Annotated in this window: 21 protein-coding genes and 1 other RNA gene; 20 read left to right on the plus strand and 2 right to left on the minus strand. The window is 66.8% G+C overall.

Features of this window, described 5'->3' with window-relative positions; translation table 11 throughout:
- Positions 1-4: 4 nt before the first annotated feature.
- A complete protein-coding gene (locus LGR44_RS18240) occupies positions 5-730 on the minus strand; it encodes a TerB family tellurite resistance protein (protein WP_226742143.1) in 726 nt (241 codons plus the stop codon).
- An 84-nt stretch (positions 731-814) separates the two neighbouring features.
- Positions 815-1093, minus strand: coding sequence for a hypothetical protein (locus LGR44_RS18245; RefSeq protein WP_226742144.1), 279 nt, complete (start codon positions 1091-1093; stop codon positions 815-817).
- Positions 1094-1383: 290 nt separating this feature from the next.
- Between LGR44_RS18245 and LGR44_RS18250 the strand changes: the two genes are divergently transcribed.
- The 20 genes from LGR44_RS18250 (at position 1384) to LGR44_RS18345 (ending at position 23983) form a co-directional block, all read left to right on the plus strand.
- Entirely contained in the window at positions 1384-2103 is a 720-nt protein-coding gene (locus tag LGR44_RS18250; RefSeq protein ID WP_226742145.1) for a lytic transglycosylase domain-containing protein, read from the plus strand.
- Between the two features lie 92 nt (positions 2104-2195).
- Positions 2196-2570, plus strand: an RNA gene (rnpB, locus tag LGR44_RS18255) — RNase P RNA component class A.
- Positions 2571-2893: 323 nt separating this feature from the next.
- Positions 2894-3391, plus strand: a complete 498-nt coding sequence (mraZ, locus tag LGR44_RS18260; RefSeq protein WP_226742146.1) for a division/cell wall cluster transcriptional repressor MraZ — start codon at positions 2894-2896, stop codon at positions 3389-3391.
- Positions 3388-4437: a 16S rRNA (cytosine(1402)-N(4))-methyltransferase RsmH gene (rsmH, locus tag LGR44_RS18265; RefSeq protein ID WP_226742147.1), complete on the plus strand. Its 1050-nt coding sequence runs from the start codon at positions 3388-3390 to the stop codon at positions 4435-4437. The genes mraZ and rsmH overlap by 4 nt, the downstream gene beginning before the upstream one ends.
- A complete protein-coding gene (gene ftsL / locus LGR44_RS18270; RefSeq protein WP_226742148.1) occupies positions 4434-4829 on the plus strand; it encodes a cell division protein FtsL in 396 nt (131 codons plus the stop codon). Before rsmH ends, ftsL begins: the two co-directional genes overlap by 4 nt.
- Positions 4829-6601 carry a peptidoglycan D,D-transpeptidase FtsI family protein gene (locus LGR44_RS18275; protein ID WP_226742149.1) on the plus strand — a complete coding sequence of 591 codons (1773 nt, stop codon included), beginning with the start codon at positions 4829-4831 and terminating at the stop codon, positions 6599-6601. Before ftsL ends, LGR44_RS18275 begins: the two co-directional genes overlap by 1 nt.
- Positions 6598-8064, plus strand: a complete 1467-nt coding sequence (locus LGR44_RS18280) for a UDP-N-acetylmuramoyl-L-alanyl-D-glutamate--2,6-diaminopimelate ligase (protein WP_226742150.1) — start codon at positions 6598-6600, stop codon at positions 8062-8064. The genes LGR44_RS18275 and LGR44_RS18280 overlap by 4 nt, the downstream gene beginning before the upstream one ends.
- Complete coding sequence (locus LGR44_RS18285; RefSeq protein ID WP_226742151.1) at positions 8061-9494, plus strand: UDP-N-acetylmuramoylalanyl-D-glutamyl-2,6-diaminopimelate--D-alanyl-D-alanine ligase; 1434 nt, start codon at positions 8061-8063, stop codon at positions 9492-9494. The genes LGR44_RS18280 and LGR44_RS18285 overlap by 4 nt, the downstream gene beginning before the upstream one ends.
- Positions 9495-9497: 3 nt before the next feature.
- Positions 9498-10583 (plus strand): phospho-N-acetylmuramoyl-pentapeptide-transferase, encoded by a 1086-nt coding sequence (gene mraY, locus LGR44_RS18290; protein WP_226742152.1) that lies wholly within the window; start codon positions 9498-9500, stop codon positions 10581-10583.
- A gap of 4 nt (positions 10584-10587) precedes the next feature.
- A complete protein-coding gene (gene murD, locus LGR44_RS18295; RefSeq protein ID WP_226742153.1) occupies positions 10588-11979 on the plus strand; it encodes a UDP-N-acetylmuramoyl-L-alanine--D-glutamate ligase in 1392 nt (463 codons plus the stop codon).
- 5 nt (positions 11980-11984) lie between these two features.
- Positions 11985-13130, plus strand: a complete 1146-nt coding sequence (locus LGR44_RS18300; RefSeq protein WP_226742154.1) for an FtsW/RodA/SpoVE family cell cycle protein — start codon at positions 11985-11987, stop codon at positions 13128-13130.
- Positions 13127-14242 carry an undecaprenyldiphospho-muramoylpentapeptide beta-N-acetylglucosaminyltransferase gene (murG, locus tag LGR44_RS18305; protein ID WP_226742155.1) on the plus strand — a complete coding sequence of 372 codons (1116 nt, stop codon included), beginning with the start codon at positions 13127-13129 and terminating at the stop codon, positions 14240-14242. Before LGR44_RS18300 ends, murG begins: the two co-directional genes overlap by 4 nt.
- Complete coding sequence (gene murC, locus LGR44_RS18310) at positions 14239-15654, plus strand: UDP-N-acetylmuramate--L-alanine ligase (protein ID WP_226742156.1); 1416 nt, start codon at positions 14239-14241, stop codon at positions 15652-15654. The genes murG and murC overlap by 4 nt, the downstream gene beginning before the upstream one ends.
- Positions 15654-16574: a UDP-N-acetylmuramate dehydrogenase gene (murB, locus tag LGR44_RS18315; RefSeq protein WP_226742157.1), complete on the plus strand. Its 921-nt coding sequence runs from the start codon at positions 15654-15656 to the stop codon at positions 16572-16574. The genes murC and murB overlap by 1 nt, the downstream gene beginning before the upstream one ends.
- 62 nt (positions 16575-16636) lie before the next feature.
- On the plus strand, positions 16637-17560 hold the full coding sequence (locus LGR44_RS18320) for a D-alanine--D-alanine ligase (RefSeq protein WP_226742158.1): 924 nt from the start codon (positions 16637-16639) through the stop codon (positions 17558-17560).
- Complete coding sequence (locus LGR44_RS18325) at positions 17527-18507, plus strand: cell division protein FtsQ/DivIB (RefSeq protein WP_226742159.1); 981 nt, start codon at positions 17527-17529, stop codon at positions 18505-18507. Before LGR44_RS18320 ends, LGR44_RS18325 begins: the two co-directional genes overlap by 34 nt.
- Positions 18504-19826 (plus strand): cell division protein FtsA, encoded by a 1323-nt coding sequence (gene ftsA / locus LGR44_RS18330; RefSeq protein WP_226742160.1) that lies wholly within the window; start codon positions 18504-18506, stop codon positions 19824-19826. The genes LGR44_RS18325 and ftsA overlap by 4 nt, the downstream gene beginning before the upstream one ends.
- A gap of 103 nt (positions 19827-19929) precedes the next feature.
- Positions 19930-21672, plus strand: a complete 1743-nt coding sequence (gene ftsZ, locus LGR44_RS18335) for a cell division protein FtsZ (RefSeq protein WP_226742161.1) — start codon at positions 19930-19932, stop codon at positions 21670-21672.
- 278 nt (positions 21673-21950) lie between these two features.
- A complete protein-coding gene (gene lpxC, locus LGR44_RS18340; protein ID WP_226742162.1) occupies positions 21951-22898 on the plus strand; it encodes a UDP-3-O-acyl-N-acetylglucosamine deacetylase in 948 nt (315 codons plus the stop codon).
- A gap of 188 nt (positions 22899-23086) precedes the next feature.
- Positions 23087-23983: an outer membrane protein assembly factor BamD gene (locus LGR44_RS18345; RefSeq protein ID WP_226742163.1), complete on the plus strand. Its 897-nt coding sequence runs from the start codon at positions 23087-23089 to the stop codon at positions 23981-23983.
- The last annotated feature ends 6 nt before the right edge of the window (positions 23984-23989 follow it).

Consider the following 23989-nt stretch of genomic DNA (forward strand, 5'->3'; position numbering starts at 1 on the left):
CCGGTCACCTCAGGTTCCGCTCGGCGGCGACGCGCTCCCACGCGGCGTTGATGGCGGCCAGACGTTCCGTCGCGATCTTCACGGCCTCCGGGGGAAGGCCGCGCGCGATTTCCCGGTCGGGATGGTTTTCCGCGACGAGCTTGCGGTAGTGGCGCTTCAACTCGTCGTCGCTCATGTCCCGGTCGGCCTTGAGGATGAGATAGGGATCGTCAGCGAGCCTGACGTGGCGCGCGGCGATGCGCTCGAAATCCGTCTGGCTGAACTCGAAGATCGTCGCCACGTCCCGCACATAGGCGAATTCCGCCTCGTGCACCGCTTCGTCGGCCTTGGCGACGTGGAACAGGCCGTCGAGCACGTCCTCCAGAAGCGCGGGCTCGTCCTTGAAGGCGTCGCCGATCTGGCGCGCATAGGCCTCGAACCCCTCGGTCGTTTCCATGGCGAGGCGAAACAGGCGCGTCACGCGCTCATGCTCCTCGGGCGGCACGTCCACGACCTGCTCGAAGGCCTTGACCTCCCGGTCGACCACGATGCCGTCGGCCTTCGCCATCTTGGCCGCGAGGGCGACGAGACCCATCGTGAACATGACGTCGCGCGGCGGGCGCCCGAACAGCGAGCCTTCGCGATCGACGAGCATATGGCCGGCCACGCCGCCCAGGAGGGCGCCGATCGGTCCCCCGAGCGCAAGCCCGATGCCGGCGCCGCTCAACTTGCCCCAAATCGACTGAATCATGATGAGTGAGTGGTACGCTCAAGAGCAGGCAAAAGAAAAGGGCCGAGAGAAATCCCGGCCCCTAAAATTCGCGTCAGGTGGCGATTAGCGGCAATAGACGTTGCCGTAGACGTCCTGATAGGTGCCGTAGGGGCATGCCGGGCCGCGCGGGGCCGTGCCGGCGCCGACGATAGCACCACCGGCCGCACCGATGGCCGCACCGGCCAGAGCGCCGCCCGCACGACCGGTCGCCGCGCCGCCGATCGCCGCGCCGGCAAGGCCGCCGATCGCTGCGCCGCCAACGGCACGCTCGCCGGGGGTGTTGCAGGCTGCCATCGAGAGGGTGAGCGCACCGGCGGCAATCGCTGTGATGATCTTCTTCATGGAAGCTTCCCTGTATTTGCGGGCTGTAGGCCGCCCAGCCCTACTTAGCTTGGCCTTACGATCTCGCCAACTCTCCAGGTTCAAATCGGTTCCCCTGCGGGAGCTTCGTCCCTAGAAAATTTTCCGAAATCCCGTCCATGTAAAACCGGCAGCGGCGCAGTTTGTTCGAAGAATAATACGGTCTAGCTTCAAAAGGCTCGAACATATTTGCGACTTGATCTGCCACATCTTCGCCCGATTTGGCCATCACCCACCGGGCTGCGCGACGATCAACAAAGCGGGGCTGTAGTATGACTTGGCAGAATTTCTCGAAGACGACGGTCGTCGCTGCATTGAGTGTCGCTGCACTTGCCTTTGCTACGCAAGCCAAGGCGGAAGGCGGGGACGGCCCCAGCATCATCCTCCCCGACCAGTTCGAGGCGATGCAGCAGGCCGCAGCCGCGGCGGCCGAATCGGCCCCCTCGGAGGAGACGGCTGCGGAGACGGAATCGGCTCCGGCGGAAAAGTCTTCGAAAAAGATTGCCGGCAAGGCGTCGCAGACGGTCCCCGGCGAGGAGGCGCTCGTCGAGCAGACCTCGGCCCTTGCGCCGGTTCAGGCCAGGTCGTCCAGGACCTCCTCCTCGGATGCCGTCCGCGCGGCCGCCCTGAAGCCGCTGATTGCCCGGTATGCGTCCGAGAACAATCTGCCGTTCGAGCTGGCCGATGCGGTGGTGCGCCTCGAGAGCCGCTACAATGCGGGAGCGCGCAACGGACCCAATCTCGGCCTGACCCAGGTGAATTTCCGGACGGCGCAGTCCTTGGGATACAAGGGCAGTGCGGCGGGTCTCTTCGATGCCGAGACCAATCTTCGCTATGGCCTGAAATACCTCGCCCAGGCCTATCAGCTCGCGGGCGGCGATACCTGCGGCACCATCCTGCGCTACCAGTTCGGGCACCGCACCCAAACGATGACGAAAGCCTCCCGCGTCTATTGCTCCAAGGTCAAGACCATCATCGCGGCCGCCGAGTAGGCACGGTCTCCGGCTCCGAAACGCGGTCGCTCGTCACGCCGCATGGGATTGAGCCTTGACGTAGGCGTGCATTGTGCACCACATCCGGGCTGTCAGCTGGCCGGGCGGCCGCTTCGAGTTCGCTCGAGGAGGAAAGTCCGGGCTCCATGGAAGCACGGTGCCGGATAACGTCCGGCGGGGGCGACCCCAGGGAAAGTGCCACAGAAAGCAAACCGCCTCGCATGCGAGGTAAGGGTGAAAGGGTGCGGTAAGAGCGCACCGCGGACGCAGTAATGCGGACGGCAGGGTAAACCCCACCAGGAGCAAAACCGAATAGGGACGACAGGCGCTCGCGCCAGGCCCGTTTCCAGGCCGGTCGTCCGGGTTGGTTGCTAGAGGCGGTCAGCAATGATCGTCCCAGAGGAATGGCCGCCACGTCCAAGGTGACTTGGGCCCTACAGAACCCGGCTTACAGGCCAGCTGACACCTCTTCTTCTTCCCGAAAATCTCCCGAGAATTTTGCAACAGCGAGCGCAAACCGTTGCGACGCTTACGGTTCATTAACCCTAAACGATTCTGATGTGGATTGCCGGCCAACCGGTCTGCAGCCCATCCCCGTTCCGTTGACGACCATACTATCCCATGTTATCCCAAATCATCCCGTTGACGGTGTCTTCCGAAGGGGCCGCCAATCGCTCGAAAAGCGATGGAAACCACCTTCGGAAAGAGGCGTTACTGCCGGCTGCGGGCGGCGGCGGATCGATCCGATCCGCCGGGGGGCTGACAATCGGGAGTGCGCAAGCTGCGGCCCATGAACCGCTTCGTGTCCAATTTCACCAACAAGTTGGATTCGAAGGGTCGGGTGTCGATCCCAGCATCCTTTCGGGCGGTTCTCGCCAGGGATGGGTTCGAGGGGCTGTACGTGCATCCGGCGCTGGATGCGCCGGCTTTGGACGCGGGCGGCAACGTGCTTCTGAACGAAATCGACGCGTTCTTGTCGACGATGTCTCCCTATTCGGACGAGCGGGATCAGTTGTCGACGGCGTTGTTCGGAACCAGCGAAATCCTGAAAGTCGATCCGGAGGGGCGTGTCATCCTGACGGACTCAGTGAAAGTACATGCCGGGATCCGCGATACGGTGACGTTCGTCGGGCTCGGTCACAAGTTCCAGATTTGGGAGCCGGAGCAGTTTCGCGCGCATCTGGAGGGGGCACGCGCGAAGGTGCGGGATCTGAAGAAGGTCTTGGGCAACCGGGTTTTGGAGCCACGTATGGTGCAAGACGCCTCACCAGGAGTACGGGAGCGATGATGGGACGCGGCGACGGCCCAGAAGCCGGAGCCGCTGGCGGACCGACCCGTCACGTTCCCGTGCTCCTGGGAGAGGTCTGCACGGCGCTTGATGTCAAGCGCGGCGGCATTTTCATAGACGGCACGTTCGGCGCAGGCGGATACACGCGCGCCATCATCGATGCCCATCCCCGCAACACGGTCATCGCCATCGACCGCGATCCCGCCGCGATCGAGGGAGGCGCCGCTCTCGTCGCGAAGGCGAAGAAGCGTCTCACGCTCGTGGCGGGACGCTTCGGAGATCTGGACGACATCGCGAAGGCGCAGGGCGCCGAGAGCGTCGACGGCGTCGTGCTCGACATCGGCGTGTCGTCGATGCAGCTCGACCAGGCCGAGCGCGGCTTCTCGTTCCGCAACGACGGCCCTCTCGACATGCGCATGGAGCAGGCCGGCCCGAGCGCGGCGGATCTCGTCAACGAGTCGTCGGAAGCCGAACTGGCGGACATCTTCTATCACTACGGCGAAGAGCGGCGCGCCCGCGCCGTGGCGCGTGCGGTCATCGAGGCGCGGCGCCGGCAGCCCATCGAGACGACGCGGCAGCTCGCGGATCTCGTGGCCTCGCTCATCAGGCAGGAGCCGAACGGCATCCATCCGGCCACGCGCGTGTTCCAGGGGCTGCGCATCGCGGTCAACGACGAGCTGGGCGAACTGGTGCGCGCGCTGCATGCGGCCGAACGCATCCTGAAGCCCGGCGGACGCCTCGTCGTCGTCACCTTCCATTCGCTGGAAGACCGAATCGTGAAGCAGTTCTTCGCGGCCCGCACCGGCCGGGCGCCGGGCGGCTCGCGGCATCTGCCCGCGAGCGCGTCGGCGGCACCGACATTCGAGGCCGTCACGAAGGGTCCTGTCGGACCGAGCGACGAAGAAGTGTCCCGCAATCCGAGGGCGCGCTCCGCGAAGCTCCGGGCGGGCGCACGCACGGACGCTCCGGCCCAGGAACCGCTGAGTGCCATCGAGATGCTGGCGGAATTGCCGCAAACGGCTGAAAAAAGGGGAGGGCGCCGGTGATCCGATTGCTTCACATCATCGCCATCACGGCCCTGATCGCCTCGGCGGCTTACGCCTACTCGGTCAAGTACGAGACGCTCTACTACGTGGAGCAGGTGGCGAAGCTCAAATCCAAGGTGCAGCGCGAGCGCGACATCATCGCGGTCCTGCGGGCGGAGTGGCAGTATCTCGACCGTCCCGACCGTCTCCAGGAGGCGGCCGACCAGCACCTCGATCTCCAGCCCATGAAGATCCAGCAGCTGGCCCGCCTGTCCGAACTTCCCGCCCGTCCCGAACGCGAGGATGAGATCGGCCGCAAGCTCGAGGCGCTCGGGCTCTTCGGGCCGACCACGACTCCGAAGGACAAGAACGGCGAATCCCGCACTCCGACGACACAAACTCCGAAACGGTGATGCCCGTGTTGCAGCAACCCGACATCGAACCGCAGGGTCAGATCGCTCCGCCGCAGAGAGGTCTTCTGACCCATGCCCGCGAGTTGTTCCGCCTGCGCGTCGACAAGAGCACGGCGCGCGTGCGCCTGGCCTCGCTCTGCTTCGTGGGGCTGTTCAGCCTCATCGGCGGACGTCTCGTCTATCTCGCGGTGACGAGCGACAACACGAGCGCCGTCCGGCGCGCGGCATCGTCGGAAATCTCGGCCGCGCGTCCGGATATCGTCGACCGCAACGGCGAGATCCTGGCCACCGACGTGAAGATGGTGTCGGTCTTCGCCGAGCCGCGCAACATCGTCGACAAGGACGAGGCGGTCGAACTCCTGACGGCCGTCCTGCCCGATCTCAACGCCACCGAACTCCGCAACAAGCTCGGCACCAAGAGAGGCTTCGTCTGGGTCAAGCGCGAGATCACGCCGCGTCAGCAGGCCGAGGTCCATCGGCTCGGCATTCCGGGCGTCGGCTTCCTGCCCGAGAACAAGCGCGTCTACCCCAACGCGGTGGCGGCGGCCCACGTGCTGGGCTTCGCCAACGTGGACAATGTCGGCATCGCCGGCATCGAGAAATACATCGACAGCCAGGGCCTGCAGGATCTCAACGGGGCCGGCTTCGCCATCACGGCGGCGGACCTGAAGCCGGTTCAGCTCTCGCTCGATCTGCGCGTGCAGCACGCGCTGCGCGACGAGCTTCAGAAGGGCATGGCGAAGTTCAAGGCCAAGGCGACGGCCGGCGCCATCATGGACGTGAACACGGGCGAGATCATCGCCCTCGTGTCGCTGCCCGACTACGACCCCAACAATCCGGTCGATGCGCTCCAGGACGACAAGATCAACCGCATCAATGTCGGCGTCTTCGAGATGGGCTCCACCTTCAAGGCGCTCACGGTCGCGATGGCCCTCGACTCCGGCAAGTACAACATCAATTCGAGCTTCGACGCCCGGTCGGGTCTGCGCTACGGCCGCTTCACCATCGGCGACTATCATCCGACCCGCCGCGTCCTCACCACGCCGGAAGTCTTCGTTCACTCCTCCAACATCGGCACCGCGCGCATGGCGCTCGGCATCGGCGTCGAGGGTCACAAGGCCTTCCTGCGCAAGATGGGCCAGCTCGCGCGCCTCGAGACGGAACTGCCGGAGAACGCGGCGCCGATCGTTCCGCCGCGCTGGGGCGAACTCAACACCATGACCATCGCCTTCGGCCACGGCCTCGCGGTGGCGCCGCTTCAGGCGCTCATGGCCGTGGGCGCGCTCGTCAACGGCGGCGTGCTCATCAAGCCCACCTTCCTCAAGCGGGACGAGACCGAAGCGCGCAAGGACGCGATGCAGGTTCTCAAGCCCGAGACCAGCGAGGCGATGCGCTACGTGCTGCGCCTCAACGCGTCGGTCCCGCAGGGCTCCGCGTCCTCCGCCGCCATCGCGGGCTTCTACGTCGGGGGCAAGACCGGCACCGCCGAGAAGGTCATCAACGGCCGCTATTCGAAGAACAAGAACTTCACCACGTTCACCGCCGTAGTGCCCGCCGACAAGCCGAAATACGTCTTCCTGACCATCATGGACGAGCCTCAGGCGGTGGAGGGCACCTACGGCTTCTCGACGGCCGGCTGGAACGCCGGTCCCGTCACCGGCAACGTCATCGAGCGCGTGGCGCCCCTTCTGGGCATTCCGCCCCGGTTCGAGCCGCCGGTGGAACCGTTCCCGCTGATGTCGCGCCTCGGCGCCTGGGGATCCAAGCCATGAGCGCCGGAAGCGTCCAGCTGGGCGACCTCCTTCCCGACGTGCAGGGCCGCGACGCGGGCCTTCCGGTCGAGAAGATCGCCTCCGACAGCCGCAAGGTCGGCAAGGGCAGCGTGTTCTTCGCCGTGCCCGGCACCAAGGCCGACGGGATGAGCTTCGTGCCGCAGGCGGTCGCCGCGGGGGCCGTCGCCATCGTCGGAGAGGCCGAGCGTCCTTCCGGCCTCGATGCCGGAATCTCCTACGTCAAGGTCCCCGACGTGCGCCGCGCCCTCGCGCTCGCGGCGATGCGCCTCCACCCGCGCCAGCCGGACAAGGTGGTGGCCGTCACCGGCACCAGCGGAAAGAGTTCGGTGGCGGATTTTACCCGCCAGCTCTTCGCGGTCCTGGGCCATAAATCCGCGAGCCTGGGCACCCTCGGCGTCATCACGTCGGACGGTGCCGCCTACGGTTCGCTGACCACGCCCGATCCGATTTCCCTGCACGAAACCCTCGACAGGCTCGCGGGGGACGGGGTGACCCGTCTCGCGATGGAAGCCTCGTCGCACGGCATCGAGCAGCGGCGGCTCGACGGGGTGCGCCTGGGGGCGGCCGGTTTCACCAATCTCGGGCGCGATCACCTGGACTATCACGGCACCACCGAGGCCTATGCCAAGGCCAAGCTGCGCCTGTTCGAGACCCTGCTGCCCGAGGATGCTCCGGCGGTCATCAACACGGACGGCCCCTTCGCGGATGTATTCCTCCAGGGGGTGAAGGAGCGCGGTCTCCGGCTCCTCACCACGGGACGCACCGGCGAGACCGTTCGGCTCGTCGAAGCGCGCCCGGAGGGCTTCCGGCAGGCGCTGACGGTCGAGGCCTTCGGACGGACGGTCAGGACCATGCTGCCGCTCCTCGGGGCCTTCCAGGTCGAGAACGCCCTCCTGGCCGCAGGCCTCGTCCTCGCGGTCGAGGGCGAGGAGAGGGCGGCCGAGGTTCTGGAGGGTTTCTCGGGCCTGAAAGGGGTTTCCGGCCGCCTGGAGCAGGTCGGCGAGGTCGACGGCGCCATCTGCATCGTCGACTATGCCCACAAGCCCGATGCTCTGTCCCATGTGCTCGATGCCCTGCGTCCGTTCACGACGGGCCGCCTGGTCTGCATCGTCGGCTGCGGCGGGGACCGGGACCGCGGCAAGCGCCCGCTCATGGGGCAGATCGCGGCGGAAAAGGCCGACGTGGTCATCGTCACCGACGACAATCCCCGCTCCGAGGACCCGGCCGCCATTCGGGCCGAGGTCTTGAAAGGCGCGCCCGGCGCCCAAGAAATCGGTGATCGCGCCCTGGCCATTCGCATGGCCGTCAGGGACCTTCGCCCCGGCGACCTGCTGGTCGTGGCGGGCAAGGGCCATGAAACGGGCCAAATCATCGGCGACCGGACCCTGCCGTTCTCGGATCACGACGAGGTGAGGGCGGCCATTGCGGAGAGGCAGGGATGAACGCGCCCTTATGGACCTTGGACGAGATCGTTGCCGCCACCGGCGCCCGCGTCGGGAGCGGCTTCACGCACGCGTCCGGGGCCTCCATCGACACGCGTACGCTAGAGCCCGGCGACCTTTACTTCGCCATCAGGGGCGACGTGCATGACGGGCACGATTTCGTGCCCGCGGCCCTGGAGAAGGGCGCTTCGGCCGCCGTCGTCTCCGAGGCGAAGGCCGGGGATTTCCCGGGTTCCGACAGGCTGATCGTGGTGCCGGACGTCCTCGAAGCCATGCGGCAGCTCGGAACGGCTGCCCGCAGGCGCAGCCGGGCCCGGATCGTTGCCATCACCGGTTCCGTCGGCAAGACCGGCACGAAGGAGGCGATGCGCCTCGCCCTGTCCCGCCAGGGCTCCACCCATGCCTCCGTGGCGTCCTACAACAACCATTGGGGCGTGCCGCTCACCCTGGCTCGCCTGCCGCGCGAGAGCACCTTCGGGGTCTTCGAGATCGGCATGAACCATGCCGGCGAAATCCTGCCCCTGACTGGGATGGTCCGCCCGCATGTGGCCGTGATCACGACCATCGAGCCGGTCCATATCGAGTTCTTCCCCTCCATGTGGGGAATCGCGGATGCGAAGGGCGAGATCTTTTCGGGCCTGGAGCCCGGCGGCACCGCGGTCGTCAACCGCGACAATCCTTACTTCGAGCGGGTTCGCGCCCATGCCCTGGCCTCCGATGCCGGGCGCATCCTGACCTTCGGCGAGCATGAGGCGGCCGATATCCGTGCCGAGCGCATCGTCGTGAAGCCGGATCAGTCCCTGGTCGAGGCCCGGATCTTCGGCCAGCCCCTGACCTACCGCATCGGCATGCCCGGACGGCACATCGCGCTGAACTCCCTGAGCGTCCTGGCCGCGGCCCATGCCCTGGGCGCGGACGTGACGCACGTGGCCCTTTCCCTGTCCGAGCTGAAGCCGCCGGTCGGGCGCGGCGAGCGCACCATGCTGTCGGTCGGGGGCGGCGAGGCCCTCCTGATCGACGAGAGCTACAACGCCAACCCGGCTTCCATGCGGGCGGCGCTCGCCAATCTGGGCGCGGTCGAGCTCGACCGCCGGGGGCGACGCATTGCCGTACTGGGCGACATGAAGGAATTGGGGGAAGAGGGCCCGCGCCTGCACGAGGAACTCGCGGAAGCGGTCGCGGCCAACGCCATCGACATGGTCTTCGCCGCCGGGCCGCTGATGCGCAACCTCGTGGATGCGCTGCCGAAAGCCAAGGTCTCGGCCCATGCCGAGACGTCGGCCGAGCTGGTCGAGGCGGTCTGCGCCGCGGTCGGCCCCGGCGACGCCGTCATGGTCAAGGGCTCCCTCAGCATGAAGATGGCTCTGGTTGTCAAAGCCTTGAAAGAACGTTACGGCGCGGCCCAGATGGCGCACGCGCTGAAAGGATAGTCTATGTTCACCTGGTTGGCTGAGCTCAGCCCCTATTTCAGCCCCCTCAACATTTTCCGATACATCACTTTTCGAACCGGTGGCGCCACGGCGACCGGCCTTCTTTTCGTGTTCCTGTTCGGCCCGTCGATCATCTCGCTCCTGCGCGTGCGCCAGGGCAAGGGCCAGCCGATCCGCGAGGACGGACCCCAGTCCCACCTGCTGACGAAGCGCGGCACGCCCACCATGGGCGGGTTGATGATCATGGCCGGCGTGCTGGTCTCGACCCTGCTCTGGGCCAACCTGACCAATCCTTACGTATGGGTCGTGATCTTCGTCACGGTCGGTTTCGGCGCCATCGGCTTCTACGACGATTTCCTGAAGGTGACGAAGCAGTCGCACAAGGGCTTCTCGGGCCGCTCGCGCCTCGCCATCGAGGCCGTGATCGCCGCCATCGCGTGCATCGTCATTTCCTATGTGGACGCCCCGGGCCTCACCAACAAGCTGGCGCTGCCCTTCTCCAAGGACCTGATCTTCAATCTCGGCTGGTTCTACATCGTGTTCGCGGCCTTCGTCATCGTCGGCGCGGGCAATGCGGTCAACATCACGGACGGCCTCGACGGTCTCGCCATCGTTCCGGTGATGATCGCGGCGGGCACCTTCGGGTTCATCGCCTATCTCGTGGGCAACGCGGTCTTCGCCAACTACCTGCAGATCCACTTCGTGCCCGGCACGGGCGAACTGGCCGTGATCTGCGGCGCGCTCATCGGGGCGGGCCTCGGCTTCCTGTGGTTCAACGCGCCTCCGGCCCAGATCTTCATGGGCGACACGGGCTCCCTGGCGCTCGGCGGCCTTCTCGGCACCATCGCGGTCGCCACCAAGCACGAGATCGTTCTCGCCATCGTCGGCGGCCTCTTCGTGCTGGAGATCTTCTCGGTCATCATCCAGGTCACGTCGTTCAAGCTCACGGGCAAGCGCGTGTTCAAGATGGCGCCGATCCACCACCATTTCGAGCAGCTCGGCTGGACCGAGCCGCAGGTGGTGATCCGGTTCTGGATCGTGTCCGTGGTGCTGGCCCTGATCGGTCTCGCGACCCTGAAGCTGCGGTGATCCGATGACCCCCGTCACCACGTTCTCCGGAAAAACGGTCGCGCTCTTCGGCCTGGGCGGGTCGGGTCTGGTGACGGCGCTCGCCCTGAAGGAGGGCGGGGCGCATGTGGTGGCCTGCGACGACAATCCGGCGAAGATGGCTGAAGCGGGGGCGAAAGGCATCGCGACCGGCGACCTGCGCGAGGCCGACTGGTCGCGCTTCTCCGCGCTCATCCTGTCGCCCGGCGTGCCCTTGACCCATCCGGAGCCGCACTGGTCCGCCAAGCTCGCGACGGCGGCGGGCATCGAGATCATCGGCGACATCGAGCTGTTCTGCCGCGAGCGGGCGAAGATCGCGCCGCAATCGCCCTTCATCGCCATCACGGGCACCAACGGCAAGTCGACCACCACGGCGCTCGTCGCGCATATCCTGCGCGAGGCGGGGCACGACGTGCAGATGGGCGGCAATATCGGCACCGCGATCCTCTCGCTCGATCCGCCCGCCGACAACCGGATCCACGTGATCGAGTGTTCCTCGTTCCAGATCGACCTCGCGCCGTCGCTCGCGCCCTCCATCGGCGTGATGTTGAACATCTCTCCGGATCATCTCGACCGTCATGGGACCATGGAGAACTATGCGGCGATCAAGGGGCGCCTCGTCGCCAACGCCGAGCAGGCGGTCATCGGAGCCGACGACGCCCCGAGCCGCGCGATCATCGGGCGGAATACCGCGAAAGGCGGCGTCGTCCGCGTCGGCCTTTCTGACCGGGAGAGCGGAAGCATCTTCGCGAAGGGCGGCATGATCGTGTCGAACCGCGACGGTCATGTCTTCGAGGTCGCGAGCCTCGCGGACATCCGCTCCCTGCGGGGGGATCACAACGCCCAGAACGCGGCCGCGGCCGTCGCCGTCGCCATCCTGTGCAGCGTGGACCCGCAGACCATCCAGCGCGCCCTGCGCAGCTTCCCCGGCCTGCCTCACCGCATGGAGGAGGTGGCCCAGCGCGGGAAGGCGCTCTTCATCAACGACTCGAAGGCCACGAACGCGGATTCCACCGAGAAGGCCCTGAAGTCCTTCGACGACATCCTCTGGATTCTCGGCGGCAAGGCGAAGGAGGGCGGCATCGAGGATCTGCGGCCGTACTTCCCGAAGATCCGCAAGGCCTACCTGATCGGTGCCGCGTCGGAGCAGTTTGCGGCGACCTTGGGAGATACGGTTCCTTACGAGTTTTGTGGGACTCTCGACAAAGCGGTCGAGAAGGCGGCGCAGGACGCGGCAGCGCGTGAGGACGGGACGGTGGTTCTGCTGTCCCCGGCCTGCGCCTCCTACGACCAGTACCCGAACTTCGAGGTACGCGGGAACCACTTCCGCGACCTCGTCAAAGCCTTGCCCGGCATCAACCCCACGATGGGAGCCTGAAATCCATGGTGTCACGCGCGGAACGCTCGCCCTTCAGCGACTGGTGGTGGACCGTCGACCGGCTGCTGCTGGCGGCCCTGGCGATCCTCGTCGTGGCGGGCCTCGTCTTCCTCATGGCGGGCGGCCCGCCCGTGGCGGAGCGTCTCGGGCTGTCCACGTTCCATTTCGTCAACCGGCAGGTGCTGTTCCTCGTGCCGGCGCTCCTCATCCTGATCCCGGTCTCCTTCCTGTCCCTGCGCCACGTGCGACGGCTCGCGCTGCTGGTCTATCTGGTCGGAATGGCCCTCATCCTCCTGGCCTTCCAGTACGGGCCGGAGATCAAGGGCGCCCACCGCTGGATCATGATCGGGCCGCTGGGAATCCAACCCTCGGAATTCGTGAAGCCCGCCTTCGTCGTGCTGGCCGCCTGGGCCTTCTCCGAAGGGTCGAGGCGCAGCGACGTGCCGGGCACGCTGCTCGCCTTCCTGATCCTGCCGGCCACCATCGTCCCGCTCATCCTCCAGCCCGATTTCGGCCAGACCATGCTCGTCACCATCGTGTGGTGCGGCCTGTTCTTCATCGCGGGCCTGCACTGGTTCTGGGTCATGGGGCTGGGCGGCGCCGGCCTCGTGGGCATCGTGGCGGCCTACGAGTTCTTGCCGCACGTGCGCGCCCGCATCGAGCGCTTCCTGGACAAGGAGTCGGGCGATACCTTCCAGGTCGACACCGCCATGGAATCCTTCTCCCGCGGCGGATGGTTCGGCCGGGGGCCGGGCGAGGGCTCGGTGAAGCGCATCCTTCCCGACGCGCATACCGACTTCATCTTCGCCGTTACGGCGGAGGAGTTCGGCATCGTTGTGTGCCTGGGTCTGCTGATGCTCTTCGCCTTCATCGTCCTGCGCGGCCTGTCTCTCGCGCGGCGCAGTGAGGACACGTTCTGCCGCCTCGCGGCGACGGGCCTGGTGCTCATGTTCGGCCTGCAGGCCTCGATCAACATGATGGTGAACGTCCACCTCATGCCGGCCAAGGGCATGACGCTTCCCTTCATCTCCTACGGCGGCTCCTCGCTTCTGTCGCTGGCGCTCGGGATGGGCTTCCTCGTCGCGCTCACCCGCCGCCGCCCCCGTGCCGAGATGATGAGCCATTTCGGGCAGGAGGGGGTGCGCGGATGAGTGCTCCCCTCATCCTCCTGACGGCCGGCGGCACGGGCGGACACCTGTTCCCGGCCGAGGCGCTCGCCAATGCCCTCAAGGCGTCGGGCGCCCGCGTCGCGCTCGCCACCGACAAGCGCGCCAACGCCTATGCCGGCTCGTTTCCCGCCGACGAGATCGTCGAGATTCCCTCCGCCACGCCCTCCGGCCGCTCGGTTCCCCAGATCGCGAAGGCGGCCCTCGTGCTGGCCCAGGGCACGTTCAGGGCCATCCCGGCCATCCGGCGCCTGAAACCCGCCGTCGTCGTCGGGTTCGGCGGCTATCCCACCGTTCCGCCGGTGGTGGCGGCCTCGCTCCTGCGGGTGCCGACGGTGATTCATGAGGCGAACGGCGTCATGGGCCGCGCCAACCGGCTGCTGGCCCGTCGGGCCTCCCTGATCGCGACGGGCTTCGCCGCCGTCAGGGGCATCCCGGCCAATATTCCGGGCAAGACGGTCCAGACCGGCAATCCCATCCGTCCGGCGGTGCTCGACGCGGCGCGGCAGCCCTATCCGGCCCTGCCGGAGGGCGGGCCGTTCAGCCTTCTCGTGGTCGGCGGCAGCCAGGGCGCCCGGGTGATGAGCGACGTGGTCCCGCCGGCCCTCGAACTCCTGCCCGCCGAGATCCGCTCCCGCCTCGTCGTCTGCCAGCAGGCGAGGGGAGAGGATCTGGAGCGCGTTCGGTCGCATTATCAAGAACTTGGCCTGAATTTCGAGGCCGAGCCCTTCTTCAAGGACCTGCCCCAGCGGCTCGCCCGGGCGCATCTCGTCATTTCCCGCTCCGGCGCCTCGACGGTGGCGGAACTGGCGGTGATCGGCCGCCCCTCGATCCTGGTGCCCCTGCCGGGGGCGCTCGATCAGGACCAGGCCGCCAACGCCAAGACCCTGGGCGATATCGGCGCGGCGGTCGTTCTGCCCCAGGCGGAATTCACGCCCGAGCGCCTCGCGGCCGAGCTGCGCACGTTCATCGAGCAGCCCGACCGCTTGACCCGGGCCGCTGCCGCTGCACATAGCGCCAGCATAACGGATGCCGCCGAGCGCTTGGCTCAGGCGGTTCTCGCATTGGCCTCTAACAAAAACGGAAAAAACCCATGAAACTGCCGCCGAAGCTAGGTCCCATTCATTTCATCGGTATCGGCGGCATCGGCATGTCTGGCATCGCCGAGGTCATGCACAATCTCGGCTATACGGTTCAGGGCTCGGACGCCTCCGACAACTACAACGTCAAGCGCCTCAACGAGAAGGGCATCAAGACCTTCATCGGCCACCGGGCCGAGAACGTGGAGGGCGCCGAGATCGTCGTGGTCTCCACCGCGATCAAGCGCGACAACCCGGAATTGACCACGGCCCGCGAGAAGCGCCTTCCCGTCGTCCGCCGCGCCGAGATGCTGGCTGAGCTGATGCGCTTCAAGTCCTGCGTCGCCGTCGCCGGAACCCACGGCAAGACGACGACCACCTCCCTCGTGGCGACCCTGCTCGACGCGGGCGGCCTCGACCCGACGGTCATCAACGGCGGCATCATCAACGCCTACGGCACCAATGCCCGCATGGGCGACGGCCAGTGGATGGTGGTGGAGGCGGACGAATCCGACGGCACCTTCCTCAAGCTTCCGGCCGACGTGGCCATCGTGACCAACATCGATGCCGAGCACCTCGATCATTTCGGCACCTTCGACGCGATCAAGGACGCCTTCCGCTCCTTCATCGATTCGATCCCCTTCTACGGCTTCGCCGTGATGTGCATCGACCATCCCACCGTGCAGGACCTGGTGGGCCGCATCGAGGACCGGCGCATCATCACCTACGGCGAGAACCCGCAGGCGGACGTGCGCCTGATGGACGTCGATTCGCGCGGCGGCCAGAACCGCTTCCGCGTCATGATCCGCGACCGCCGCCCCGGCTTCCGCCAGGAACTCGGCGACCTCGTCCTGCCGATGCCCGGCGCCCACAATGCCCTCAACGCCACGGCGGCGATTGCCGTCGCCCACGAGCTCGGCGTGTCGCCGGACGCCATCCGCAAGGCCCTCGCAGGCTTCGGCGGCGTAAAGCGCCGCTTCACCCGCACCGGCGACTGGAACGGCGTGACGATCTTCGACGATTACGGCCACCATCCCATCGAGATCGCGGCCGTTCTCAAGGCCGCCCGCGCCTCGACGGACGGACAGGTCATCGCCGTGGTGCAGCCGCACCGCTATTCGCGCCTGTCGTCCCTGTTCGACCAGTTCTGCACCTGCTTCAACGATGCGGATGCGGTCATCGTGTCGCCGGTCTATGCGGCGGGCGAGCAGCCGATCCCGGGAGCGGATCGCGACAGCCTCGTCTCCGGCCTCAAGGCCCGCGGCCACCGCAACGCGATGGCGCTCGAGAAGTCCGAGGATCTCGCCGGGCTCGTCAAGGGCATCGCCAAGCCCGGCGATTACGTGATCTGCTTGGGCGCGGGCAACATCACCCAATGGGCCTATGCCCTGCCGGGAGAGCTCGAGGCGCTGAGCGAGAAGGCGGCTTGATGTTTCCGGATGTGACCGCCGACCTCAGGGAGCGGATGCCCGACCTGCGCGGCAAGCTCGAGGCCAACGCACCCACGGCGCCCCTGTCCTGGTTCCGCACCGGCGGGCCGGCGCAGGTCCTGTTCTCGCCCGCCGACGAGGACGACCTCGCCTATTTCCTGGCCCGCCTCGACCCGGCCATGCCGGTTCTCGTGGTCGGCCTCGGCTCCAACCTGCTGATCCGGGACGGAGGCTGGGAGGGCGTGGTGATCCGCCTCGGCAAGGGCTTCGCCGACATCGCCATCGAGCCGGGGCAGCGGATCCGGGCGGGCGCGGGCGCGGCCGACGTGAAGGTCGCCCGCACGGCCGCGGAGGCGGGCATCGCCGGCCTGTCGTTCCTGCGCGGCATTCCCGGCACCATCGGCGGCGCCCTGCGCATGAACGGCGGCGCCTATGGTGGCGAGACGAAGGACGTGCTGGTCGAGGCGAGAGGCATCACCCGCGCGGGCGAGAAGGTCGCCTTCACCAACCGGCAGATGGGCTTCACCTATCGCCATTCGAGCGTGCCGGAGGACGTGATCTTCACGGAAGCCCTTTTCGAGGGACGTCCCGGGGATCCCGAGGCGATTCTGGCCGAGATGAACGCCATCACCGAGGCGCGCTCCTCGACCCAGCCGGTCAACACCCGCACGGGCGGCTCCACCTTCAAGAACCCGCCCGGCCGCAAGGCCTGGGAACTGGTGGACGCGGCCGGATGCCGGGGCCTGCGAATCGGCGAGGCCCAGGTCTCCGAGATGCACTGCAACTTCCTCATCAACCACGGCTCCGCCTCGGCGGCCGACATCGAGGGGCTGGGCGAGGAGGTTCGCCGCCGGGTTCGGGAGAATTCCGGAATCGAGCTCGAATGGGAAATCAAACGCGTCGGCCTCTCTCGGGCCTGAGGCGAATCAAGCATCCGTCCCCGGTCCGGCGCGAACGGCGGGGCTCTTAAGGAGAGCACAACATGGCCAAGCACGTTGCCGTCCTTCTGGGCGGATGGTCCGCCGAGCGCCAGGTCAGTCTGTCGACCGGCCGGTCCTGCTGCAAGGCGCTGGAGGAGATGGGCTACCGGGTCACCCCCATCGACGTGCAGCCCGACATCGCCACCGTGCTCCAGGCCACGAACCCGGACGTGGTGTTCAACGCCCTCCACGGCCGCGTCGGCGAGGACGGCACGATCCAGGGCCTGCTGGAAATCCTCCGGATTCCCTACACCCATTCGGGCGTTCTCGCTTCGGCCCTCGCCATGCAGAAGGACAAGGCGAAGATGGTCATGCAGGCGGCCGGCGTCCCTGTGCCGCAGGGGAAGGTCGTTAACAGATCGGAAGCGGCCAGAAACCACGTTCTTCCGGCTCCCTACGTGGTCAAACCGGTCGATGAAGGCTCTTCCGTCGGGGTCATCATCGTGCGCGAGGATCGCTCCCATCCGCCGCAGGAACTGCTGCGCGAGGACTGGGCCTTCGGCGAAAAAGTCCTTGTCGAATCATATGTTGCGGGCCGTGAACTGACCTGCGCGGTCATGGGCGACAGGCCCCTCGGCGTCATCGACATCCGCCCCGCGACGGGGGTGTTCTACGATTATGACGCAAAGTACGCGAAGGGCGGGTCCATTCACGTGCTACCGGCAGAAATTAAACCGAATATTTACCAAAAGGTCCAAGAGTTGGCGTTAACGGCGCATCAAGCGCTCGGCTGTCGGGGAATCAGCCGCGCCGACTTCAGGTACGACGACACGCCCGGAGGAACCGGGGAACTCGTGGTTCTCGAGGTCAACACGCAACCCGGCATGACCGAGACAAGCTTGGTGCCAGAACTTGCAGCCCATGCGGGCTATACGTTTGGCGAGCTTGTGCAATGGATGGTGGAGGACGCTACCTGCAACCGATGACGGCCTACCCGGCCGACGCTGCGGTTGCGCGCGCTGCGACCTTCGAACCCCGGAGGCCCAGCTCTTCCCGTTTCGGATTTCTTAACGTCTTCCGCCCCTCCCGGGGCACCCGCCGGCGCTCCGTCAGCCTCCCGATCGAGCGCCGCGTGCCGCGCTTCCTCGGGACGGGCCTGGCCCTCGGCTTCTTCGGCGCCGTCACCGTCACCGGCCTCTGGCAGGGCGGTCATCTCGACGAGATCATGCGCAACCACGGCGAGCCGCATCACGCCCTCGCCAGCGCGTTCGGCCTCGGCCTCGACCGCATCACCATTTCCGGCATCTCCCAGATCCGCGAGAACGAAGTGCTGGCGGCCGGAGGGCTGCACGACAAGCTCTCCCTCGCGTTCCTGGACGTGAACGACCTGCGCGAGCGTCTCGAGCGCGTTCCGATGATCAAGAGCGCCGCCGTCCGCAAGCTCTATCCCAACGAACTGGTCATCACGCTCACGGAGCGCGAGCCCCATGCCATCTGGCAGCTCAACGGCGAGCTCTTCGTCATCGCGGCCGACGGTACCGTGATCGACCTCATGCAGGACGAGCGATTCGTCGATCTGCCGCTGGTGGTGGGCGAGGGCGCCAACATGCGCAGCAAGGATTACCTGGCGCTGCTGGAGGCCGCAGGTCCGCTGAAGGAGCGGATCCGCGCCGGAAGCCTCGTCTCCGGGCGCCGCTGGACCCTCAAGATGGATAACGGCATGGACGTGCGCCTGCCGGAGCTCGGGGCCGCCGATGCGCTGGCCCGGCTCGTCAAGCTCGAACGCGAACAGAAGATCCTGGAGAAGGATGTGCTGGCCATCGACCTGCGCATGGCCGACCGGGTCGTCGTTCGTCTCACCGAAGAAGCGGCGTCGGCGCGGGCCGATGCTCTCAAGAAGAAGCCTATGCGCGGCAAGGGGGTTGATACATGAGTGTCTCAGGTCATGGTTTGACGCCACGCCTGAAGCCGCTGTCTGCGCGCAAGGGCGCCATTCTCTCGGTTCTCGACATCGGCACGAGCAAGGTCGTGTGCATCGTGGCCGAGCTGAAGCCGGTCGACGAGATCGAGTCCCTGAGGGGCCGCACGCATCTGGCGCGCATTCTCGGCATCGGCCATCAGCGCTCCGTCGGCCTCAAGGGCGGCGTCATCGTCGATCTGGAAGCGGCCGAATCCTCGATCCGTCAGGCGGTCCATGCCGCCGAGCGGATGGCGAAGGTCGAAATCCAGTCGGTGATCGTCAACCTCACGGGCGGACGTCTCAGCTCCGAGCATTTCGAGGCGCATGTGCCCGTGCGCGGCGCGGTCGGGCAGGGCGACATCCATCGCGTGCTCGACATCGCGAGCAACTACGACATGCGCCGCGGGCGCACCGTGCTGCACGCGCTGCCGACGGGCTACTCCCTCGACGCGCAGAGCCACATCGTCGATCCCACCGGCATGATCGGCGAGCGCCTCGGCGTGGACCTGCACGTGGTCACGTCGGAAGCGGCGGCGGCCCGCAACCTGATGCTGGCGGTCGAGCGCTGCCACCTCGGCGTCGAGGCCGTGATCGCCACGCCCTACGCGGCCGGTCTGTCGGCTCTCGTGGACGACGAGGCGGAGATGGGCTGCGCCGTGGTGGACATGGGCGGCGGCACGACCAGCGTCGGCATCTTCTCCAACGGCCATCTGGTGCACAGCGACGCCATCGCGGTCGGCGGGCATCACGTGACCATGGACATCGCCCGCGGCCTTACGACCCGCGTCTCCGCGGCCGAGCGCCTCAAGACCCTCTACGGCTCGGCCATCGCTTCGAGCGCGGACGACCGCGACATGATCGCGGTGCCGCAGGTCGACGAGGACGAGCGCGACGTGCCGAATCACCTGCCGAAATCGCACCTCGTGCGCATCATCAAGCCGCGCGTCGAGGAGGTTCTCGAACTGGTGCGCGACCGGCTGAAGGGCGCGGGCTTCGCGGCCCAGGCCGGACGGCGCGTGGTGCTGACGGGCGGCGCAAGCCAACTCGTGGGCCTGCCGGAAACGGCACGGCGCATTCTGCAGGGACAGGTCCGGGTCGGGCGTCCGCTCGGCATCAAGGGTCTGCCCGAAGCCGCCAAGGGTCCCGCCTTCTCGGCGGTGGTCGGCCTGCTGGTTTATCCGCAGGTGGCGCATATCGAGTATTTCGAGCCGCGTTCCGGCGGCTTGTTTCAGAGTACGGGAACCGATGGCTACATCTCGCGGGTGGGCCGTTGGATTCGCGAGAGTTTTTAACGCGTAAAGCGGTGGCGCGGCGGTCATCGCTCTGAGTACAAGTCAACCAAGGGTAAGCGTCCGCCAAGCGCTGTCGATACAAAGGCCAAAGAGGCAACAGGTCATGGCAATCAATCTGCATGCTCCGGATATCCGGGAACTCAAGCCGCACATCACCGTTTTCGGCGTCGGCGGCGCTGGCGGCAACGCCGTGAACAACATGATCGAGTCCGGTCTGGAGGGCGTCGAGTTCGTGGTGTCGAACACCGACGCGCAGGCTCTGGCCTCGTCGCGGGCCCAGCGCGTGATCCAGATGGGCGTTCAGGTGACCGAGGGTCTCGGCGCCGGCTCCCAGCCCGAGGTCGGCCGGGCCGCCGCGGAGGAGGTGATCGACGAGATCCGCGATCAGCTCTCCGGCTCCCACATGGTCTTCATCACCGCCGGCATGGGCGGCGGCACGGGAACGGGCGCTGCCCCGGTCGTGGCCCGCGCGGCCCGTGAGCTCGGTATACTCACTGTCGGCGTCGTCACGAAGCCGTTCCAGTTCGAGGGCATCCGCCGCATGCGTCTGGCCGAGGCCGGCATCGCGGAGCTCCAGCAGGCGGTCGACACCCTGATCGTCATTCCCAACCAGAACCTCTTCCGCGTCGCCACGGAGAAGACGACCTTCGCGGACGCCTTCGCCATGGCCGACCAGGTGCTCTATTCCGGCGTGGCCTGCATCACCGACCTGATGGTGAAGGAAGGCCTCATCAACCTCGACTTCGCCGACGTCCGCTCGGTCATGCGCGGCATGGGCAAGGCGATGATGGGCACCGGCGAGGCCTCCGGCGAGAAGCGCGCGATCCGCGCGGCCGAAGCCGCCATCGCCAACCCGCTCCTCGACGAGGTGTCGATGAAGGGCGCCCGCGGCCTGCTGATCTCGATCACGGGCGGCAACGACCTCACCCTCTACGAACTCGACGAAGCCGCGACCCGCATCCGCGAGGAAGTGGACCAGGATGCCAACATCATCCTCGGCGCGACCTTCGACGAGAGCCTGGAAGGCATCATCCGCGTCTCCGTGGTGGCGACCGGCATCGATCAGGCCCTGATCGGCAACACCAACGACATCGCCTCGACCGAGCAGCGCATCTCCGAGGTCGCCGAGCGTCTTCGGGCCGAGGCCCGGGCCCGCGCCACACAGGCTCAGCCCACCTCCACCTTTCGCTCCGCCGCCCAAGCCGAACCGGTGAAGGCGGTCGGAACGTCACCCGAGCCCGTCGCGGCGCCGGCCCCCGTGGCCCCGGCCGCTCCGGCCCCGTCCTATGCGTCCCTCGCGACCCCGGTGGAGCCCGCTCCCCAGCCGGTGATCCGCGACGACGTCGTCCTCACCCCGGCGCAGCCGAAGCCTGCCTTCGAGGCTCCGGTCGCGGCCCAGCCGGTCTATCGCGACGAGCCGGTCGAGCAGTCCGCGTTCATTCCGCCGCAGGCCGAGCGGGCCATGCGCCCGGCCCGCATGCCGCGGATCGACGAACTGCCGATGCCGGTCCAGAACCAGATCCGCGCCAGCCGCGGCGAGGCCGATCAGGCTCCCGAGACGAAGCGCATGTCGCTGATCCAGCGTCTCGCCACCGTGGGCTTCGGCCGCCGGGACGAGACGGCTCCGGCGGAGCCGGCCGCCCAGCGTCCGGTGCAGCAGGAGGCGCCCCGCCAGCCCATGTCCTCCGTCCACGCCGAATACGCCAAGCGTCCGGCGGCGGGTGCGCAGGGCTACCGTCCGACTCAAGGACAGCTCGACCCCCAGGGCCGGGTGACCCCTCCGCAGCGGACGGCGGAAGACGACCAGCTGGAGATTCCCGCCTTCCTGCGCCGTCAGGCAAACTGACCTAACGCAAGGTGTTAACGAAAGCCCACGGCCGAGACGCGGCCGTGGGCTTAACCATTTGTAAACCTCTTGTTTTTCAAGGGTTTGCGAATTGTCGAGATTGTAACAGACCGTAAGAAAGCGTGATTTGGCCTAGCCTGGCTCTAGGACTATGTTGCCTCCAGTCGATCGGCGGGATTCAAGGGGAACCGGCCGGTCTTTCAAGAACAACAGCGGACGTCTTCATCCCTGCCAGGCCGTTTGCCTGCTGAGTTTGTGGCGTACGAGGTCCGAGAATAATGAAACAAAGCCAGCAAACCACGCTTCGCGCAGCCATCACGCTCCTCGGTGTCGGAGTTCACTCCGGCGACGAGGTGAAGATGATCCTCCACCCGGCTGAAGCGAACCATGGCATTGCCTTTCTCCGGACCGGCCTTCCCGGTGGCCTCGACCGGCTGATCGATGCCCGGCACCTCACCGTGACCGCCACCGAGCTCTGCACCGTCATCGGCGACCGCGACAGCGGGGCCGTGGCGACCATCGAGCACCTGATGGCGGCCTTCGCGGGCCTGGGCGTCGACAACGTCCTCGTGGAGATCGACGGTCCCGAGGTTCCGATCCTCGACGGCAGCTCGGCTCCCTTCATCGACGCCATCGACCAGGTCGGCCTGACGGTCCTGAGCGCCAGCCGCCGCTACCTGAAGGTCCTCAAGCCCGTCCGCGTGACCCAGGGCAAGGCCTTCGCCGAGCTCCTCCCCAACGAGCGCGCCTTCCGCCTCGACGTGGAAATCGATTTCCCGACCCCGGTCATCGGCCGCCAGCGCAAGGCCATCGACCTGTCCCCCACCGTCTTCCGCCGCGACATCTCCCGCGCCCGCACCTTCGGCTTCATGCGCGACGTCGAGAAGCTGTGGAGCGCCGGTTTCGCCCTGGGCGCCTCGCTCGAGAACACCGTCGCCATCGGCGAGGACGGCATCATGAACCCCGAGGGCCTGCGCTATGCCGACGAGTTCGTGCGGCACAAGATCCTCGACGCCGTCGGCGACCTCTCCCTCGCGGGCCTTCCGCTCCTGGGCACCTACCGCTCCTATTGCGGCGGCCACCGCCTGAACTTCTCGGTGCTCGAGGCCCTGTTCTCGAGCCGCGCGAACTACGCCATCGTCGATGCCGGCATCCGCCGCGAGACGGGCTACGCCGAGCTCGGCAACGGCATCGCCATGCCGGCCTTCGCTCCGGAAGTGCACTGAGCCGCAGTCTGGCCGGCCCGGTTCCCGGGCCGAGCGCCGTTTGGCCGCATCGCTTCGCCACAACTCCCCCTTATCCCTTGGGCATAGCCTGTCGGATGGGGGTTGGCGCTTTGCGCGCGCATAGGGTAAAGAACCTGCGGTGCATCGTTGAAAATATCGAGCACGGTTTTATCGGAGGACCGCGAAACATGCCTTTCGCGAAGGTTTATTTGGGTCTGACGGGCGTTGCCGGTCGCGCTCTCGTCATCGGAGCGTGCGGCCTCGTGCTCGCGGGCTGCGACACCCTTTCATCGATCAACCCGTTCGATAAGAGCGAGACCTACAAGCCCGAGATCGTGGCCGACGTTCCGGCCGAGCAGATCTACAACGACGGGTTGGCGCGCATTCAGAAGCGGGACTTCGAGGGCGCGGCCAAGAAGTTCAACAGCCTCGACCGCCAGTACCCCTATTCGGAGTGGTCGCGGAAGGGCATGATCATGGAGGCCTACGCCAATTACGAGGGCGGGCTCTATGAGGAGGCCATCACGGCGTCCCGTCGCTACCTGCAGCAGCATCCCAACACGTCGGATGCGGCCTATGCCCAGTACCTGATGGCGTCGTCCTACTACGACCAGATCCCGGACATCACCCGCGATCAGGAGAAGTCGGAGCGCGCCATCCTGGCCCTTCAGGAGCTGGTCGAGCGCTACCCGAATTCCGAGTACGTCGCCGACGCGAGAAAGAAGATCCAGGTCGCGAGCGATCAGCTCGCCGGCAAGGAGCTCGAAGTCGGCCGCTTCTATCTCCAGAAGCGCAACTACGCGGGCGCCATCAACCGCTTCCGCACCGTGGTCTCGCGCTACCAGACGACCCGCCACGTGGAAGAGGCTCTCGAGCGTCTCACCGAGGCCTACATGGCCATGGGCATCGTCAACGAGGCGCAGACGGCCGCCGCCGTTCTCGGTCACAACTTCCCCGACAGTCCTTGGTACAAGGACGCCCATGCCCTGCTGACCAAGGGCGGCCTCGAGCCGCGCGAGGATTCCCAGTCGTGGATCAGCAAGGCGTTCCGCGGCGTTCCCCAGGTCGGGCAGAAGAGGGCTTAAAACCCC

Source organism: Microvirga lenta, assembly GCF_020532555.1.
Lineage (GTDB): Bacteria > Pseudomonadota > Alphaproteobacteria > Rhizobiales > Beijerinckiaceae > Microvirga > Microvirga lenta.